This is a genomic window from Streptomyces sp. NPDC038200 (assembly GCF_055600785.1).
Map to the genome: position 1 here is coordinate 123,395 of NZ_JBVJYH010000009.1, position 17,060 is coordinate 140,454.

The 17,060-nt window shown below is 73.1% G+C and carries 16 protein-coding genes; 5 read left to right on the plus strand and 11 right to left on the minus strand.

What is annotated here, in order from left to right; genetic code table 11:
• The first annotated feature begins 77 nt into the window (after positions 1–77).
• Positions 78–362: a DUF6332 family protein gene (locus tag ACZ7KF_RS20405; RefSeq protein ID WP_471076588.1), complete on the plus strand. Its 285-nt coding sequence runs from the start codon at positions 78–80 to the stop codon at positions 360–362.
• Here the strand turns inward: ACZ7KF_RS20405 and ACZ7KF_RS20410 are convergent.
• The 3 genes from ACZ7KF_RS20410 to ACZ7KF_RS20420 form a co-directional block, all read right to left on the minus strand.
• Positions 323–988 (minus strand): response regulator transcription factor, encoded by a 666-nt coding sequence (locus tag ACZ7KF_RS20410; RefSeq protein WP_471076591.1) that lies wholly within the window; start codon positions 986–988, stop codon positions 323–325. The genes ACZ7KF_RS20405 and ACZ7KF_RS20410 overlap by 40 nt on opposite strands.
• Positions 985–2,205 (minus strand): sensor histidine kinase, encoded by a 1,221-nt coding sequence (locus ACZ7KF_RS20415; protein WP_471076594.1) that lies wholly within the window; start codon positions 2,203–2,205, stop codon positions 985–987. Before ACZ7KF_RS20415 ends, ACZ7KF_RS20410 begins: the two co-directional genes overlap by 4 nt.
• An 83-nt stretch (positions 2,206–2,288) precedes the next feature.
• Positions 2,289–2,975, minus strand: a complete 687-nt coding sequence (locus ACZ7KF_RS20420; protein WP_471076598.1) for a TetR/AcrR family transcriptional regulator — start codon at positions 2,973–2,975, stop codon at positions 2,289–2,291.
• A gap of 150 nt (positions 2,976–3,125) precedes the next feature.
• On the opposite strand from ACZ7KF_RS20420, the gene ACZ7KF_RS20425 reads away from it, so the two are divergent.
• Positions 3,126–3,581, plus strand: a complete 456-nt coding sequence (locus ACZ7KF_RS20425; protein ID WP_471076601.1) for a nitroreductase family deazaflavin-dependent oxidoreductase — start codon at positions 3,126–3,128, stop codon at positions 3,579–3,581.
• Here ACZ7KF_RS20425 and ACZ7KF_RS20430 read toward each other — a convergent pair.
• Positions 3,571–4,815, minus strand: a complete 1,245-nt coding sequence (locus tag ACZ7KF_RS20430; protein WP_471076604.1) for a geranylgeranyl reductase family protein — start codon at positions 4,813–4,815, stop codon at positions 3,571–3,573. The genes ACZ7KF_RS20425 and ACZ7KF_RS20430 overlap by 11 nt on opposite strands.
• Before the next feature lie 132 nt (positions 4,816–4,947).
• Here ACZ7KF_RS20430 and ACZ7KF_RS20435 point away from each other — a divergent pair, with 132 nt between their 5' ends.
• Complete coding sequence (locus ACZ7KF_RS20435) at positions 4,948–6,303, plus strand: M20/M25/M40 family metallo-hydrolase (protein ID WP_471076607.1); 1,356 nt, start codon at positions 4,948–4,950, stop codon at positions 6,301–6,303.
• Between the two features lie 115 nt (positions 6,304–6,418).
• Here the strand turns inward: ACZ7KF_RS20435 and ACZ7KF_RS20440 are convergent, their stop codons facing one another.
• Positions 6,419–7,462, minus strand: coding sequence for an NUDIX hydrolase (locus ACZ7KF_RS20440; RefSeq protein WP_471076610.1), 1,044 nt, complete (start codon positions 7,460–7,462; stop codon positions 6,419–6,421).
• Between the two features lie 153 nt (positions 7,463–7,615).
• Positions 7,616–7,807 carry a hypothetical protein gene (locus ACZ7KF_RS20445; protein WP_471076613.1) on the minus strand — a complete coding sequence of 64 codons (192 nt, stop codon included), beginning with the start codon at positions 7,805–7,807 and terminating at the stop codon, positions 7,616–7,618.
• A gap of 334 nt (positions 7,808–8,141) precedes the next feature.
• Here ACZ7KF_RS20445 and ACZ7KF_RS20450 point away from each other — a divergent pair, with 334 nt between their 5' ends.
• Complete coding sequence (locus ACZ7KF_RS20450; protein ID WP_471076616.1) at positions 8,142–10,160, plus strand: NPCBM/NEW2 domain-containing protein; 2,019 nt, start codon at positions 8,142–8,144, stop codon at positions 10,158–10,160.
• A 137-nt stretch (positions 10,161–10,297) separates the two neighbouring features.
• Here the strand turns inward: ACZ7KF_RS20450 and ACZ7KF_RS20455 are convergent, their stop codons facing one another.
• Positions 10,298–11,251 (minus strand): ROK family protein, encoded by a 954-nt coding sequence (locus ACZ7KF_RS20455; protein ID WP_471076620.1) that lies wholly within the window; start codon positions 11,249–11,251, stop codon positions 10,298–10,300.
• Between the two features lie 206 nt (positions 11,252–11,457).
• On the opposite strand from ACZ7KF_RS20455, the gene ACZ7KF_RS20460 reads away from it, so the two are divergent.
• Positions 11,458–12,507: a LacI family DNA-binding transcriptional regulator gene (locus ACZ7KF_RS20460; protein ID WP_471076623.1), complete on the plus strand. Its 1,050-nt coding sequence runs from the start codon at positions 11,458–11,460 to the stop codon at positions 12,505–12,507.
• A 96-nt stretch (positions 12,508–12,603) separates the two neighbouring features.
• On the opposite strand, the gene ACZ7KF_RS20465 is transcribed toward ACZ7KF_RS20460, so the two are convergent.
• The 4 genes from ACZ7KF_RS20465 to ACZ7KF_RS20480 form a co-directional block, all read right to left on the minus strand.
• Positions 12,604–13,902 (minus strand): DUF6986 family protein, encoded by a 1,299-nt coding sequence (locus tag ACZ7KF_RS20465; RefSeq protein WP_471076627.1) that lies wholly within the window; start codon positions 13,900–13,902, stop codon positions 12,604–12,606.
• A 484-nt stretch (positions 13,903–14,386) separates the two neighbouring features.
• Entirely contained in the window at positions 14,387–15,349 is a 963-nt protein-coding gene (locus tag ACZ7KF_RS20470; protein ID WP_471076630.1) for an electron transfer flavoprotein subunit alpha/FixB family protein, read from the minus strand.
• Positions 15,350–15,400: 51 nt separating this feature from the next.
• Positions 15,401–16,186 carry an electron transfer flavoprotein subunit beta/FixA family protein gene (locus ACZ7KF_RS20475; RefSeq protein WP_471076633.1) on the minus strand — a complete coding sequence of 262 codons (786 nt, stop codon included), beginning with the start codon at positions 16,184–16,186 and terminating at the stop codon, positions 15,401–15,403.
• 217 nt (positions 16,187–16,403) lie between these two features.
• Positions 16,404–16,913, minus strand: coding sequence for a flavin reductase family protein (locus ACZ7KF_RS20480; protein WP_471076636.1), 510 nt, complete (start codon positions 16,911–16,913; stop codon positions 16,404–16,406).
• Positions 16,914–17,060 lie beyond the last annotated feature (147 nt).

Below are 17,060 nucleotides of genomic sequence, written 5' to 3' on the forward strand. Positions count from 1 at the left end.
GAGGGGGGAACGCCTCCGCGTGTGCGCCCGGCCGGAGTTGATTGCTCCGCCGGGCGCACGCGTGTGAAACTGGCCGGATGCACGCACACGGGGGCCGCCGGACCCAGGCGGAGCGGGACGCGGTGACGGTCGAGATCGGATACGCGCTGTTCAGCGCCGCGTTCGCGGCGGTGGTGCTGTTCGGTGCCGTGGCCGGGCCCGCGTTGCTCTTCGATCTGCCCGGCCTTCTGTCGAAGGGCCTGCTGCGGCTCGGCACGATGGTCGCGGCGGTCGTCTTCGCGGCTCGGGTGATCAGCGTGCTGGTGCGCCTGCGGCCCCCGGCTCAGCCCAGCCAGCCCGGCCGTACCAACCCCGACTCGTAGGCGAGGACGACGAGTTGGGCGCGGTCCCGGGCGCCCAGCTTCACCATCGTCCGACTCACGTGCGTCTTGGCCGTGAGCGGGCTGACCACCAGCCTGCGGGCGATCTCCTCGTTGGTCAGGCCGATACCGACCAGCGCCATCACCTCCCGCTCCCGCTCGGTGAGCCGGGCCAGGGCGCCGGCCGCCGCGGGCTCCTTCGAGCGGGCCGCGAACTCGGCGATCAGCCGACGGGTGACGCCCGGCGACAGCAGCGCGTCACCCTCCACCACCGCCCGGACCGCCCGCAGGAGCTCGTCCGGCTCGGTGTCCTTCACCAGGAAGCCGGAGGCGCCCGCGCGGATCGCCTCGAAGACGTACTCGTCCAGTTCGAAGGTGGTGAGCATGACCACCTTCACGTCCGCCAGCTCCGCGTCGGAGGTGACGCGCCGGGTCGCGGCCAGGCCGTCCAGCAGCGGCATGCGGATGTCCATGAGGACGACGTCCGGGCGTAGTTCGCGCACCCGGCGCAGCGCCTCCTCGCCGTCGGCCGCCTCGCCGACCACCTCGATGTCCGGCTGCGCGTCGAGCAGCGCCCTGAAACCGGCCCGCACCAGCGACTGGTCGTCGGCGAGCAGTACCCGGATCACCGGTCCTCCCTGAGGTGCGACGGCAGGACGGCGAGCACCCGGAAGCCGCCGTCGGGGCGCGTGCCCGCCTCGATGGTGCCACCCAGCGCGGCGGCCCGCTCCCGCATGCCCGCCAGTCCGTGCCCGCTGCCCCCGGCGTCGGCGCCGGTCGCCGGTCCGTCGTCGTCGATACGCAGCCGCAGGACGCCCTCGCCGTAACCGAAGTGCACGCGCGCGTGCCGCGAACCGGAGTGCCGTACGACGTTGGTGAGGGCCTCCTGCAGGATGCGGAAGGCCGCCAGATCGGCGCCGGGCGGCAGCCGTGGCGGCTCGCCGTCGGTCTCCACGGCCAGGCCGGCCGCCGCGGCCTGTTCCACCAGTTCCGGCAGCCGGTCCAGGCCGGGCGCGGGAGCGCGTGGGGCGGCACCCGGGGCGCGCAGGGTGCCGAGGACCTGGCGCACCTCGCCGAGCGCCTCCTTGCTGGCGGCCTTGATGGTCGTGAGCGCGGCTCGGGCCTGCTCGGGGTCGCTGTCGAGCAGGGCGAGTCCCATGCTCGCCTGGACGTTGATGACGGAGATGCTGTGCGCGAGGACGTCGTGCAGCTCACGGGCGATGCGCAGCCGCTCCTCGTCCGCGCGCCGCCGCGCCGCCTCGGCCCGGTCCGCTCGCTCGCGCATCCACTGCTCGCGCCGCACCCGGGCCAGTTCGGACAGAGCGACGACGGCCAGCACCCAGGTGGCGATGACGATCTCCTGGCCCAGGCCCGCGCCGCGGTCCCCGGCGGGCGGGAGCCATCGGTGGAGGCCGAGCGCGACGAGGAGGTGTCCGGCCCACAGCAGTCCGACGGCCGCCCAGGCGGCCCGCCGGTGACCGGCGACGACGGCGCTGAAGCAGCCGACCGCGACGGTCAGGAAGACCGGGCCGTACGGGAAGCCCAGGACCAGATAGGCCAGGGCCGCCGCCGCCGTGCCGAACGCGACGAGTACGGGGTACCGGTGGCGCCACAGCAGCAGGGCCGACGCGACGACGAGCAGCACGCGCGCGGAGGCGTCGAGCGGGACGCGGTCCGGCTGGCCGTGCGCGGCGAAGCCGGTACCGATCAGCACGAACGCGGTGAACAGCACGGTGGAGCGCCAGGGCAGGCGGGCGCGGTGCGCCTCGGGGTCGTCCAGGCGGTTCCACCACGGGGGGCCGTAACGCCACCAGTGCGAGGGGCCGCCTCCGTGCTGCTCGTCCATGCGGCCACGCTAGACGCCGAGGGGCCGCGTCGGCGTCAGCCGAGCGTGGTGATCACACGTACTCCCGGGGAAGTACGGCGCGCTCAGCGCAGCCCGACGCCCTCCGCGAGCCGCGCCGCCGCGTGCCGGAAGAACGTCTCCCGGTCCGCCACGACGTTGTCGAACTGGCCGAACACCTCGAACCCGACCAGCCCGAACAGCTGGGCCCAGGCCGCCACCAGGGCCACCGCGGCCTCGGGCGGCAGGTCGGGGGCGAGGTCGGCGGCCATGCGCGCGGCCTCGGGGCCCAGGTCGGCCGGGAGGGGCGGGGCGGCCGCACCGAGGCCCTGGTGGGCGTCCCGGACGATGCCGACGAGGACCAGCCCGACGCGCGCCGCGGCCCGGACGGTGGTCTGCGGGGCCGAGTAGCCGGGCACGGGCGAACCGTAGATCAGCGCGTACTCGTGCGGATGCGCGAGCCCCCAGCCGCGCACCGCCTCGCACACGGCGACCCAGCGAGCCGGCGGCGGGACGTCGGAGGCGGCGTCCCGGGTCCGCTCCGCCGCCTCGCCGAGGGAGTCGTAGGCGTCGATGATCAGCGCGGTGAGCAGCTCGTCCCGGCTGGGGAAGTACCGGTACACGGCCGAGGACACCATGCCCAGCTCGCGGGCGACGGCCCGCAGGGAGAGCTTGGCCGCGCCCTCCGCCGCGAGCTGTCTGCGCGCCGCCTCCTTGATGGCCGCGGTGACTTCCTGCCTGGCCCGTGCGCGGGCGCCCTGTGCGGTGCTCATACCGGCAGTCTCCCACGAAAGAGAGCAGTGCACACAAAAGAGAGCGGCAAACCGAAAAGAGAGCACTGCTCTTGCCCTGGAGCGCCTGTCTGCTCCACAGTGGAGGAGAGCGAGAGCACCGCTCTCGCACTTCGATCGTGGGGGGTCACCATGTCTTCGTCGTCGCCGTACTACCTCCAGGGCAGCCCGCTCAACGTCCGCCTGAACAGCGTGATCGGCTGGCTCGCCCGGCACGGGCTCAGCCTCGCCGGCACCGCCGAGATGTCCGTACCGGGCCGCAAGAGCGGCAAGATGCAGCGCATCCCGGTCAACCCGCACGTCTGTGACGGCGGGCAGTATCTGGTCTCCGCGCGCGGCCACTCCCAGTGGGTGCGGAACATGCGCGCGGCCGGCGGCGGCGAACTGCGGGTCGGCCGCAAGGTGCGCGCCTTCACCGCGGTGGAGCTTCCCGATGCCGAGAAGCTCCCGATCCTGCGGACCTATCTGGAGAAGTGGGGGTGGGAGGTCAACCAGTACTTCGACGGGGTGACCGCCCGCTCCTCGGACGAGGAGATCATCGCCTGCGCCCAGGACCACCCGGTCTTCCGGATCACCGTCACGAACTGACGGGTTCCTCCGCGGCCGGGACGGCCGGCCCCCGGTCCAGCGCGGTCAGGGCACGCTGGGCGAGCGGGTGGGAACGGACCAGCTCGCCCAGCGAGGTCGAACCCTGCGTGATGTCCCGGAAGGCCCGCCAGGCGGGGCGGAAGCCGGTGAGGGCCGCGTGGAAGATGCCGGGACGGCGTTCGAACGCGGCCAGCATGCGCTTGCCGACACTCATCTCCACACCCAGGCCCGCCTTGATCGCGAACGCGTAGTTCAGGGCCTGGCGCCGGGTGTCCACCGCGTCGTGCGCCTCGGCGATACGGACCGCCCACTCCCCCGCCAGCCGGCCCGAGCGCAGCGCGAAGGAGATGCCCTCGCGGGTCCACGGCTCCAGCAGGCCCGCCGCGTCACCGCAGACCAGCACACGGCCCCGGGACAGCGGCGAGTCGTCGGCGCGGCAGCGGGTCAGGTGCCCGGAGGAGATGGCCGGTTCGAACCCGGCGAGCCCCAGCCGGGCGATGAAGTCCTCCAAGTACCGCTTGGTTGCCGCGCCTTCGCCGCGCGCGGAGATCACCCCGACCGTCAGCGTGTCGCCCTTCGGGAAGACCCAGCCGTAACTGCCCGGCATCGGGCCCCAGTCGATGAGGACCCGCCCCTTCCAGTCCTCGGCGACCGTCTCCGGCACCGGGATCTCCGCCTCCAGTCCGAGGTCGACCTGGTCGAGCTTCACGCCGACGTGGGCCCCTATCCGGCTGGCGCTGCCGTCGGCTCCGACGACCGCGCGGGCCAGCACCGTCTCCCCGCCCTGGAGGACGACGGCGACCGTGCGCCGGTCCGGCACCGCCGAGCCGTGCTGCTCGACCCGCTGCACCGTGACGCCCGTCCGCAGTTCGGCGCCCGCCTTCTGGGCGTGCTCGACCAGCTGCTGGTCGAACTCGGGGCGGTTGATCAGCCCGAACAGCATCTGCTTGGAGCGGCGGGTGCGGGTGAAACGGCCGTTGTTGGAGAAGGTGACCGCGTGCACCCGATCCCGGAAGGGCAGCTCGAAGCCGGGTGGCAGGGAGTCGCGCGAGGGGCCGATGATGCCGCCGCCGCACGTTTTGTAGCGGGGCAACTCGGCCTTCTCCAGCAACAGCACGCGCCGTCCGGCGACCGCTGCCGCATAGGCGGCCGAGGCGCCCGCCGGGCCCGCGCCCACCACGACGACGTCCCACACCCGCTGCACGTCGTCCGCCGAAGAGTTCTCGCCGCTCACGATGGTCTACCGCTCCGATCAAAGCCGCTGCCAAGTGTCCTCTCGCATCCTACGGCGATGGTCCGCGCAGGCCGCTGTGGGAGGATCGGTGTACTCACCCCGTACAACGTCGCACCCACGAGGAGCGTGCCCATGCCGTCGAATCCGGTCGCCGAGACCGTCGCCTCGCTGCTGCCCCGGGCCAAGGCGGAGCTGACCGAGCTGGTCGCCTTCAAGTCGGTGGCGGACTTCACGCAGTTCCCGAAGAGCGAGAGCGAGGCCGCGGCCAACTGGGTCGCCGACGCGCTGCGCGACGAGGGCTTCACGGACGTGGCCCTGCTGGACACCCCGGACGGCACGCAGTCGGTGTACGGCTACCTGCCGGGCCCGGAGGGTGCCAAAACGGTTCTCCTCTATGCGCACTACGACGTACAGCCCCCGCTGGACGAGGCCGGCTGGGTCACCCCGCCGTTCGAGCTGACCGAGCGCGACGGCCGCTGGTACGGCCGCGGGACCGCCGACTGCAAGGGCGGCTTCATCATGCATCTGCTCGCGCTGCGCGCCCTCAAGGCCAACGGCGGCGTCCCGGTGCACGTGAAGGTGATCGCCGAGGGCTCCGAGGAGCAGGGCACGGGCGGCCTGGAGCGGTACGCCGAGCAGCACCCCGAGCTGCTGGCGGCGGACACCATCGTCATCGGCGACGCGGGCAACTTCCGGGTCGGCCTGCCGACGGTCACCACCACCCTGCGCGGCATGACGCTGGTCCGGGTGCGGATCGACACCCTGGCCGGCAACCTGCACTCGGGCCAGTTCGGCGGTGCCGCCCCCGACGCGCTGGCCGCGCTGATCCGGGTCCTGGACTCGCTGCGCGCCGAGGACGGCTCGACCACGGTCGACGGCCTGGACACCGCGGCGCGGTGGGACGGCCTGGAGTACACCGAGGAGCAGTTCCGCTCGGACGCCAGGGTGCTGGACGGCGTGGAGCTGATCGGTGACGGATCGGTCGCCGACCGTATCTGGGCCCGCCCGGCCGTCACCGTGCTCGGCATCGACTGCCCGCCGGTCGTCGGCGCGACCCCCTCGGTGCAGTCGAGCGCCCGCGCCCTGATCAGCCTGCGGGTGCCGCCGGGCACGGACGCGGCGGAGGCCAGCAAGCTGCTCCAGGCGCACGTCGAGGCGCACACGCCGTGGGGCGCCCGGGTCACCACCGAGCAGATCGGCCAGGGCCAGGCGTTCCGCGCCGACACCACCAGTCCCGCCTACCAGGCGATGGCCGACGCGATGGCCGTGGCCTACCCGGGCGAGACCATGAGCTACGCCGGCCAGGGCGGCTCCATCCCGCTGTGCAACACCCTCGCCGGGCTCTACCCGGAGGCGGAGATCCTGCTCATCGGGCTGAGCGAGCCCGAGGCGCAGATCCACGCGGTCAACGAGAGCGTGTCCCCCGAGGAACTGGAGCGGCTTTCGGTCGCCGAGGCGCTGTTCCTGCGCAACTACGCGGCGGACTGACCCCGTCCGCCCACGGCCGAGGGCCCTCGCCACCGGGCGGGGGCCCTCGGCCGTGGGCGGCGCGTGGACGACGGCGCGAAAGGCTCCCGAAGCCGCCCCCCGCGCCAGGCGGCGGTCAGCCGACCGGCACGCCCGCCTCCAGATAGAGCGCGGCGCCCCGCTCGCGCGCGCGCAGCGCCCAGCGCAGCCGCTCGTAGCGGACCGGCGGCAGCATCGCGGCGGCCTCCTGCTCCGTGGCGAACCGCCACGCGCGCAGCTCCGGGCCGGGCAGCAGGACCCGGGACGCCTCGCCGGACTCCAGCCGGCCGCCGTCGAACAGCAGCCGCAGCCCGCCGAAGCCGGGCGGGGCGGGCCGTTCCCAGTCCACGACGAGCAGCCGGGGCACCTCCCGCAGCCGTATCCCGGTCTCCTCCGCGACCTCGCGCATCCCGGCGCGGGCCGGGGCCTCCCCCCGCTCCACCACGCCACCGGGGAACTCCCAGCCCGGCTTGTAGGTGGGGTCGACGAGCAGCACCCGGTCCTGCTCGTCGAAGAGCAGCACGCCGGCGGCGAGCGTCTCCGCCGTCGGCTCGGGGGTCTGCACGATGTCGCAGGCGGGTACGGCGCCGCTGCCCACGGCCTCGGCGATGCGGACGGCGGTCTCGTACGGGGAGAGGGCGCTGGAGTCGACCGGGTGGGCGTCGGCGGTGAGCCAGGCCGCGAGGGCGGCGCGGTAGGGCTCGATGTGGTCGTACGACCACTGCCGTACCCGCATCTCGCCGTCGGGGAGGTCCGGCGGGACCTCCCGCCCGGCTATCCGCTCGCGCAGGATCGTTTCGGCCGGGGCGAGGAGCAGATGGTGCACGGGGATCCGGCGGGCCGCGAGGCCGCCGAAGATCTCGTCGCGGTACTCCTGGCGGAGCAGGGTCATGGGCACCACGAGCGTGCCGCCCAGTTCGGCGAGGATCGCGGCGGCGGTGTCCACCACCAGTCGGCGCCAGGCCGGCAGGTCCTGGAAGTCGCCGACCTCGGCGAGGTGCTTGGGCGGCAGCAGGTGCGTGAGCGCCCCGCCGATGACCTCGGGGTCGAAGAGCGCGCTGTTCGGGATCAGCTCGATCAGTTCGCGTGCGGTCGTGGTCTTCCCCGCACCGAACGCGCCGTTGATCCAGACGACGGTCACGGACTCCCCCTCTTCTGTTTGGCCCCCTGTGGCTTGCCCGCTCCACCCTGCCACGGAAACCCCCTCCCGTTGAGGGCGCCTGCCCGCCCGCACACGGCGGTGCCGGTGCCCCCGCGGCGGGGGCACCGGCACGTACGCCGTACGAGAGTGGCTCTACTTCCGGCCGAGAGGGTTCTCGTCGACGGTCAGGGTGTCGTCGCTGACGAGGTGATCGGCCGTGTCGAGGGTGCCGGAGACGTTCAGGTCCTTGACGGGGTCCTGGTCCGCCGCGTGGGACGGGGTGACGGCGGCCACGACGAAGCCGGTGGCGAGGGTGGCGAGGGCGAGCATGCTGCGCTTCTTCATGCGCTGACCAACTGCGCGGACGGCCAGGAGTCACGCGGAACCCGGTGACAGCGCCCCGCGCGGCTCCTCGAACCCCGTCGCCGTGAGCCCAGCCGTACCGGCCGAAGCGAACACATCCGAACGCCTCGATGGTTGCACCGGGGCGAAAACACCGCGATGTCAAGGGTTCTGACGCGTTGTCGGCCATCCGGTACGCCCCTCTTCCAACAGACTCCGACACGTCCTACCGTAAACGCGCACTGATGACGCGTACATGCCTCCTTCGTCCCGGCGTGCCCGGCCGGACCGCCGCATGCCGTCATCCCGCCTCTCGCGAGTTGGAGGAACGTCGACGATGCGTCACCCTCACAGCCGCACCACCCGCCGCAGACTGGCCGGAGCCCTCACCGCGGGCCTGCTGTGCACGGCGGGCCTCGCCGCCCCCGCCGTCGCGGCCCCCACGGCCCCGACCGCCGCGGCACCGGCCGCCGGCCTCGCCCTCACCCCGCCCATGGGCTTCAACAACTGGAACTCCACGCACTGCCGCGCCGAGTTCGACGAGGCGATGGTCAAGGGCATCGCGGACCTCTTCGTGGAGAAGGGCCTGAAGGACGCCGGTTACCAGTACGTCAACCTGGACGACTGCTGGGCCCTGCCGAACCGCGACACGAACGGCAAGCTGGTGCCCGACCCCGTGCGCTTCCCGGGCGGCATCAAGGCGGTCGCCGACTACGTCCACGCCAAGGGGCTCAAGCTCGGTATCTACACCAGCGCGGGCACCAAGACCTGCAACAGCGCGGGCTTTCCCGGCGCCCTCGGCCACGAGTACAGCGACGCGCGGCAGTTCGCCGACTGGGGCGTGGACTACCTGAAGTACGACAACTGCAACAACCAGGGCGTCGACGCCCGGCAGCGCTACCGGACCATGCGGGACGCGCTGGCGGCGACCGGGCGGCCCATCGTCTACAGCATCTGCGAATGGGGCGAGAACAAGCCCTGGGAGTGGGCCTCGGACGTCGGCCAGCTGTGGCGGACCACCGGTGACATCAGCGACAGCTGGAGCTCGATGCTGTCGATCCTGAAGCAGAACCTCCCGCTCGCGCCGTACGCCGGCCCCGGCCACTGGAACGACCCCGACATGCTGGAGGTGGGCAACGGCGGCATGACGGACACCGAGTACCGCTCGCACTTCTCGCTCTGGTCGGTCATGGCCGCCCCGCTGCTCATCGGCACCGACCTGCGCAAGGCCTCCCAGGCGACCTTCGACATCCTGGGCAACAAAGAGGTCATCGCCGTCGACCAGGACCCGCTCGGCAAGCAGGGCACGGTCGTCTCCTCCGCGGGCGGACGCTGGGTCGTCGCCAAGGAGATGAAGGACGGCAGCCGTGCGGTGGCCCTCTTCAACGAATCCGGCACCGCCCAGCGGATCGCCACCAGCGCGCGTGCCGTCGGCCTCCCGGACGCCGACGCCTACACCCTGCGGGACCTGTGGCAGCACCGCGGCTACAACACCGCCGGCACCATCGCGGCCACCGTCCCGGCCCACGGCACGGTCCTGCTGCGGGTGACGGCCGACCCGGACTGGGCCGACCAGCCGCCCGCCGTCGAACTCGGTCTGGACGACGACCCGTTGCTGGAGGCGGGCACGCCGGCCGCGCTGACCAGCACCGTCACGGATCTCGGCCGTACACCCGCGCGCCAGGTGTCCGTGTCGCTCACCGGCCCCGCCGGCTGGACGGTACGGGCCACCTCGGCGACATCGGCCGCCGCCCTGCCCACCGGCAAGGCGCTGCGCACCGGCTGGCGGGTGACCGCTCCGGCCGGCACCCCGGCCGGCACCTACGGCCTCACGCTGCGGACGAGTCACCGCTCGCCGTCCGGGACGCCGGTCACCGGCGCGCTCCCGCTGACCGCGGCCGTCGTCGTGCCGCCGCCCTCCGGGACCTCCTCTCTCGGCTCCCTGCCCTGGCTGTCGGCCACCAGCGGCTGGGGGCCGGTGGAGCGCGACCGCAGCAACGGGGAGAGCGAGGCCGGCGACGGACGTCCGCTCAGCATCGGCGGGACGGTGTACGCCAAGGGGCTCGGCGTGCACGCGCTCAGCGACATCTCCTTCTACACCGGCAGGGCCTGCGAGAAGGTCACCGCGGACGTCGGCGTGGACGACGAGAAGGGCACGAAGGGCTCGGTCGCCTTCGAGATCTGGGCGGACGGCACCAAGGCAGCCGCCACGGGCGTGCTCACCAACACGATGCCCGCCCAGCCGGTCACGGCCGACGTCACCGGCGCCCGGGTGGTCCGGCTCGTCGTCACCGACGGCGGGGACGGCATCGACTCGGACCACGCGGACTGGGCGGACGCCCGCCTCAGCTGCTGAACCCCCGGGCTCCCGCCGGCGGCCGGGAGCCTCCCGGCCGCCGGGTACACGGGGTCTGCGCGCCCGGACCGGGCGGGCCGCGCACACCCACGCGTCCCGGCCGGTCCCGGCCAGGTCCGGGAAGGCAGTGACAGTCCCTAGCGGCTCGCCGCGGCCGCGTCCGGCCTGCGGGTCAGCGCTGCCGCGGCGGCGCCGACCAGGCCCGCGTCGGTGCCCATCTGCGCGGGCACCACGGTGAGCCGCCGCACGAAGGACAGGGTGGCGTAGTCGGTGAGGGCCTTGCGCAGCGGCGTGAACAGGACCTCGCCCGCCTTGCCCACTCCCCCGCCGATCACCGCGATGTCGATCTCGACCAGGGTCGCGGTGGCCGCGATACCGGCGGCCAGCGCCTGCGCCGCCCGCTCGAAGGAGGCCACGGCGACCGGATCGCCCGCGCGGGCCGCGGCGGCCACCGCGGCGGCCGAGGTGTCGCCGTCGGGTCCGGGGCGCCAGCCCTGCTCCAGCGCCCGACGGGCGATGTTGGGGCCGCTGGCGATGCGCTCCACACAGCCGCGCGCGCCGCACGGACAGGGATCGCCGTCGAGGTCGACGCTGATGTGGCCGATGTGCCCGGCGTTGCCCGTCGGTCCGGGGTGCAGCCGCCCGCCGAGCACCAGGCCGCCGCCGACACCGGTGGAGACCACCATGCACAGCGCGTTGTCGTGGCCGCGGGCGGCGCCCTGCCAGTGCTCGGCCGCCGTGATCGCGACGCCGTCGCCGATCAGCTCGACCGGCAGGCCCCCGGTCGCCGTGCGCACCCGGTCGACCAGCGGGAACTCGCGCCAGCCCGGCACGTTCACCGGGCTGACGGTGCCCGCGGAGGCGTCCACCGGACCGGCGCTGCCGATTCCGACCGAGCCGGCGCGTCCCCACAGGGGCGACCCGGCGAGGTCGCCGAGCACCTCCTCGACGGCCCGCATGACCGTTTCTCCGTCCTGCTGGGCGGGCGTGGCGCGCTGGGCCCGGGCCAGGATCCGTCCGTCGTCGTCCACCAGTGCGCCGGCGATCTTGGTGCCGCCGATGTCCAGGGCCGCCACGAGGTCGGTGTGCATCAGAGTCAGATCTCCCCGTTGAAACTCGAGAACCAAAGAGAGGCAGGCCGGTCAGGCGGTGGGGGCGCAGGCCGGAGACAGCGGTGGACAGTCTCTCTCGCATCTGACAACGTTGTCCAGGCTCTATGCTCGACGCCACATCCTCATACAAGCCCACGGGTCACGCACCCGTGGGAAGAGACGTACGAGAGACAGGACAGCGCATCGTGCCCGAGACCACCCGCCGCGCAGACCGCCTTCCCGGGAACCGGTACGGCAACCGCCCGACGATGAAGGACGTGGCGGCGCGCGCCGGGGTGGGACTGAAGACGGTCTCCCGGGTGGTCAACGGCGAGCCCGGGGTCACCCCGGACACCGAGCGCCGGGTGCAGGAGGCGATCGACGCGCTCGGCTTCCGCCGCAACGACAGCGCCCGGGTGCTGCGCAAGGGCCGTACGGCGAGCATCGGCCTGGTCCTGGAGGATCTCGCGGACCCGTTCTACGGCCCGCTCAGCCGCGCCGTCGAGGAAGTGGCCCGCGCCCATGGCGCCCTGCTGATCAACGGCTCCAGCGCCGAGGACCCCGAGCGCGAGCAGGAGCTGGCGCTGGCCCTGTGCGCGCGCCGGGTGGACGGTCTCGTGGTGATCCCGGCCGGGGACGACCACCGCTATCTGGAGCCGGAGATCCGGGCCGGCGTGGCGACGGTGTTCGTGGACCGCCCGGCCGGCCGCATCGACGCCGACGTGGTCCTGTCCGACAACTTCGGCGGTGCCCGCGACGGTGTCGCCCACCTCATCGCGCACGGCCACCGCCGGATCGGGTTCATCGGCGACATGCCCCGCATCCACACCGCGGCCGAGCGGCTGCGGGGGTACCGGGCGGCCATGGAGGACGCCGGCATAGCCGTCGACGAGCACTGGATGTCCCTCGGGGCGACGAACCCGGAGCGGGTGCGCCGGGCTGCGGAGGAGATGCTGTCCGGCCCGGACCCCGTGACCGCGATCTTCGCCGGCAACAACCGGGTGACCGTCACCGTGGTCCGGGTCCTGGCAGAGCGGTCCCGCCCGGTCGCCTTCGTGGGCTTCGACGACATCGAGCTGGCCGATCTGCTCCAGCCGGGCGTCACGGTCGTCGCCCAGGACGCGGCGGCCCTGGGCCGTACCGCGGCCGAGCGCCTCTTCCGCCAGCTCGACGGCTCCCTCGTGGCACCCGAGCGGATCGAGCTGCCGACCCGGCTGATCACCCGCGGCTCGGGCGAGCTGCCGCCGGCGGACTGAGTCCGGCCGCGCGGCGGGAGCCGGGCCTCGGGGCCGGTCCCGCCGCTTCGCCGCGGGGCGGGGGGACGGTCCCCGGCTCGGCCGGGGCGGTGGCCCCTACTGCGCGGAGGCCGTCAGGTCGCCGCGCCGGGGCGCCGCGAAGCCCTCCAGGTCGGCGCGGGTCAGGCCGGCGAGCCGGGCGACCTCGGCGATGTCCAGGGCGCCGCAGTCCAGGCCGCGCAGCAGATAGCCGCTGAGGGCCTTGGCGGTGGCGGGCTCGTCCATGACGTCGCCGCCGGCCCGGTTGACGTACCGGGCGAGACGGGCCGCCGCCTGCTCGAAGCCCTCGCGGTAGAAGGCGAAGACGGCCGCGTAGCGGGTGGGGATGTGGCCGGGATGCATGTCCCAGCCCTGGTAGTAGGCGCGGGCGAGGGCACGGCGGGTGAGGCCGTAGTGCAGGCGCCAGGCGTCGTGGACCTTGGCGGTCGGGCCGACGGGGAGGACGTTGGTGGAGCCGTCGGAGACGCGGACGCCGGTACCGGCGGCGGCGACCTGCATGATCGCCTTGGCGTGGTCGGCGGCCGGGTGGTCGCTGGCCTGGTAGGCGGCGGAGACGCCGAGGCAGGCGCTGTAGTCGAAGGTGCCGTAGTGCAGTCCGGTGGCGCGGCCCTCGGCGGCCTGGATCAGACGGGCGACGGTGGCGGTGCCGTCGGTGGCCAGGATGGCCTGGCTGGTCTCGACCTGGATCTCGAAGCCCAGCCGGCCGGCGTCCAGGCCGTGCGCCTTCTCGAAGGCTTCCAGGAGCCGGACGAAGGCGCTCACCTGCTCGGGGTACGTCACCTTGGGCAGGGTCAGGACCAGCCCCTCGGGCAGGCCGCCGGCCTCCATCAGGCCGGTGAGGAAGACGTCGAGGGTGCGGATGCCGCGGTCGCGTACGGCGGCTTCCATGCACTTCATGCGGATGCCCATGTACGGCGCCGCCGTGCCGCTCCGGTACGCCTCGGCGATCAGACGGGCGGCCCGGGCGGCCGTCTCGTCCTCCTCGGCGTCGGGCCGGGGGCCGTAGCCGTCCTCGAAGTCGACGCGCAGGTCCTCGATGGGCTCGCGCTCCAGCTTGGCGCGGACGCGGGAGTAGACCGGCTCGGCCAGATCGTCGGCGAGGCCGAGGACAGCCGCGAAGGAGGCGGCGTCGGGGGCGTGTTCGTCGAGGGCGGCGAGGGCCTGGTCGCCCCAGGAGCGGAGGGTGTCGGCGGCGAAGACGTCACCGGGGACGTACACGGTGTGGACGGGCTGCCGGGTGCCGGGGTCCCCGGGGTAGTGGCGCTCCAGCTCCGCGTCGACCGGGGCGAGGGAGGCGCTGATCTCCTCGCTGACGGCGCCCGCGAGGCTCGTCGCCACCTTCTCCTGCTGACCCATCCCACACCCTCCAGTATTTCCGCTTTATGGAATCAACAATCCGTATAGCGAAGTTATCTGCCAACCTTCCGCTGGTCAACACCGCATTCCGCGCGCTCCCCTTCCACGATCCCGGCATGTTCACGTCCGTCCGGTCGGCGCCCTGGCCGCATGCTCCCGGCGCACCGCGCACCAGCGAGGACTCGTCCGGCCGGCCGCCGCGGAAGGAGTACCCGTGCCGGTCCCCGGCCGGGTCACGCGCCGTACGGGCCTGCGGACCGCGCCCGCGGCCATGGTGGCCGTACCCCTGTCCAGTACAGCACTTACCACCGGACCCCATCGCCGAGCCGGCGTCACGGCCCACCGAACCTCGGCCGCCACCATCTCGCCGCTCGGCCGGTTCCCGGCGATCACCTGCCCGCGCAGGGTCCCTGACGCCGGAACGAAGCGAGGCCCCCGTGACCGTCTGTGCGGTCACGGGGGCCTCGTACGGCGCAGGCGGAGCTCAGCCCTTGCGGGTCTTGATCTCGTCGGTCAGCTGCGGGACGACGTCGAAGAGGTCGCCGACCACGCCGAAGTCGACCAGCTCGAAGATCGGGGCCTCGGCGTCCTTGTTGACGGCCACGATGGTCTTCGAGGTCTGCATGCCGGCACGGTGCTGGATGGCGCCGGAGATGCCGTTGGCGATGTACAGCTGCGGCGAGACGGACTTGCCGGTCTGGCCGACCTGGTTGGTGTGCGGGTACCAGCCGGCGTCCACCGCGGCACGCGAGGCGCCGACGGCCGCACCCAGGGAATCGGCGAGCGCCTCGATGATCGAGAAGTTCTCGGCGCCGTTGACACCGCGGCCGCCGGAGACCACGATCGCGGCCTCGGTCAGCTCCGGGCGGCCCGTCGACTCACGCGGCGTGCGACCGGTGACCTTGGTGCCGGTGGCCTGGTCGGAGAAGGTCACGGCGAGCGCCTCGACCGCGCCGGCGGCCGGCGCGGCCTCCACGGCGGCCGAGTTCGGCTTGACCGTGATGACCGGGGTGCCCTTGATGACACGGGACTTGGTCGAGAAGGACGCGGCGAACACCGACTGGGTGGCCACCGGGCCCTCGTCGCCGGCCTCCAGGTCGACGGCGTCGGTGATGATGCCGGAGCCGATGCGCAGCGCCAGGCGGGCGGCGATCTCCTTGCCCTCGGCGGAGGACGGGACCAGCACGGCGGCCGGGGAGACGGCCTCGTGGGCGGCCTGCAGGGCGTCCACCTTCGGCACGACCAGGTAGTCGGCGTACTCGGACGCGTCGTGGGTGAGGACCTTCACCGCGCCGTGCTCGGCGAGGGTGGCGGCGGTGTCGGCGGCGCCGTTGCCCAGCGCGACGGCGACGGGCTCGCCGATGCGGCGGGCCAGGGTCAGCAGCTCCAGGGTGGGCTTGCGGACGGCGCCGTCCACGTGGTCGACGTAGACGAGGACTTCAGCCATGGGATTGCTCTCCTGCGAAACGAAGTTGAGGGGCGGTCGGCGGGGCGGGCCTTAGATGAACTTCTGGCCCGCGAGGAACTCGGCGAGCTGCTTGCCGCCCTCGCCCTCGTCCTTGACGATGGTGCCGGCCGTACGGGCCGGACGCTCGTTCGCGACCTCGACCTTGGTGAACGCGCCGTCCAGGCCGACCTCCTCGGCCTCGATGTCCAGGTCGGACAGGTCCCAGGACTCCACCGGCTTCTTCTTGGCCGCCATGATGCCCTTGAAGGACGGGTAGCGGGCCTCGCCGGACTGGTCGGTCACCGAGACGATCGCCGGGAGCTGGGCCTGAAGCTGCTCCGAGGCGGCGTCGCCGTCACGACGGCCCGTGACCACGCCGTCCTCGACGGAGACCTCGGAGAGCAGGGTGACCTGCGGGACGCCCAGGCGCTCGGCGACCAGCGCGGGGACGACACCCATGGTGCCGTCGGTGGAGGCCATGCCGGAGACGACCAGGTCGAAGCCGGCCTTCTCGATGGCCTTGGCCAGCACCAGCGAGGTGCCGATGGCGTCGGTGCCGTGCAGGTCGTCGTCCTCGACGTGGATGGCCTTGTCGGCACCCATCGACAGGGCCTTGCGGAGCGCGTCCTTGGCGTCCTCGGGGCCGACCGTCAGGACGGTGACCTCGGCGTCGTCCGCGTTCTCCGCGATCTGGAGGGCCTGCTCGACCGCGTACTCGTCCAGTTCGGAGAGCAGACCGTCCACGTCGTCGCGGTCGACGGTCAGGTCATCGGCGAAGTGCCGGTCGCCAGTGGCGTCGGGCACGTACTTCACAGTGACAACGATCCTCAAGCTCACGCCGGCTCTCCTACTGCATCGTCATTTCCGGGCTGCCTCTTGCAGGCAGCATAGGCGCCTCAAGCGGCCGATCCCGGTCGGGGCGTCCGCGCGCTCCGACCGAAATATTACTCGTCAGTACACCCAGTTCCTGCCCGCTAAGCAAGCGCTTTGAACTGTGACCTTCGCAACGCAGCGTAACCGGAACTCGACGGCTCCGCAGGAGACGGCGACGTGATCAATCCCGCAGGCCGTTGAACCGGCCCTGGTGGTACAAGAGGGGGCGGCCGGCGCCCGAGGGGTCGCCCAGGACCACCTCGGCGAGCACGATCCGGTGATCACCGGCCGGGACCCGGCCGACGATGCGGCAGACCAGCCAGGCGAGCACGTCGTCCAGCACCGGTACCCCTTCCGGTCCCTCCCGCCAGGCGGTGGGCGCCCCGAAGCGGTCGGCGCCGCTGCGGGCGAAGGTGGCGGCCAGCTCGTCCTGGTGCTCGCCCAGTATGTGCACGCCGACATGGTCGGCCTCGGCTATCGCGGGCCAGCTGGAGGCGCCGACGCCGATGCCGAAGGAGACGAGCGGCGGCTGGGCGGAGACGGAGGTGAGGGAGGTGGCGGTGAAACCGACCGGGCCGGAGGCGCCGGCCGCGGTGATCACCGCGACGCCGGCGGCATGCCGGCGGAAGGTGTTGCGCAGCAGATCGGGGGAGGCGAGCTGGGGGGTGCCGAGGTCGGGCGTGGCCGTCATGGAGTTGTCGTCCTTCTGCGAGAAGTGAGGAGCGGGTCCGTGGCTGCTCAGCAGCCGGGACAGCGCGCGCTCGCGGTGCGGGCGAGGTCGACGTGGACCCGCCCGTAGAGAAGGAGTTCGATCGGCATACGGTCAGGCTGACGATAG

Coding starts and splice junctions, on each gene's coding strand:
- ACZ7KF_RS20445 (WP_471076613.1), bottom strand. CDS start 7,807: ATGAAGAAGCGCAGCATGCTCGCCCTCGCCACCCTCGCCACCGGCTTC.
- ACZ7KF_RS20455 (WP_471076620.1), bottom strand. CDS start 11,251: ATGCACACCGACCTCGTGGCGGCCCTGGACATCGGCGGCACCAAGATC.
- ACZ7KF_RS20435 (WP_471076607.1), top strand. CDS start 4,948: ATGCCGTCGAATCCGGTCGCCGAGACCGTCGCCTCGCTGCTGCCCCGG.
- ACZ7KF_RS20480 (WP_471076636.1), bottom strand. CDS start 16,913: ATGACGGCCACGCCCGACCTCGGCACCCCCCAGCTCGCCTCCCCCGAT.
- ACZ7KF_RS20420 (WP_471076598.1), bottom strand. CDS start 2,975: ATGAGCACCGCACAGGGCGCCCGCGCACGGGCCAGGCAGGAAGTCACC.
- ACZ7KF_RS20415 (WP_471076594.1), bottom strand. CDS start 2,205: ATGGACGAGCAGCACGGAGGCGGCCCCTCGCACTGGTGGCGTTACGGC.
- ACZ7KF_RS20425 (WP_471076601.1), top strand. CDS start 3,126: ATGTCTTCGTCGTCGCCGTACTACCTCCAGGGCAGCCCGCTCAACGTC.
- ACZ7KF_RS20470 (WP_471076630.1), bottom strand. CDS start 15,349: ATGGCTGAAGTCCTCGTCTACGTCGACCACGTGGACGGCGCCGTCCGC.
- ACZ7KF_RS20405 (WP_471076588.1), top strand. CDS start 78: ATGCACGCACACGGGGGCCGCCGGACCCAGGCGGAGCGGGACGCGGTG.
- ACZ7KF_RS20450 (WP_471076616.1), top strand. CDS start 8,142: ATGCGTCACCCTCACAGCCGCACCACCCGCCGCAGACTGGCCGGAGCC.
- ACZ7KF_RS20465 (WP_471076627.1), bottom strand. CDS start 13,902: ATGGGTCAGCAGGAGAAGGTGGCGACGAGCCTCGCGGGCGCCGTCAGC.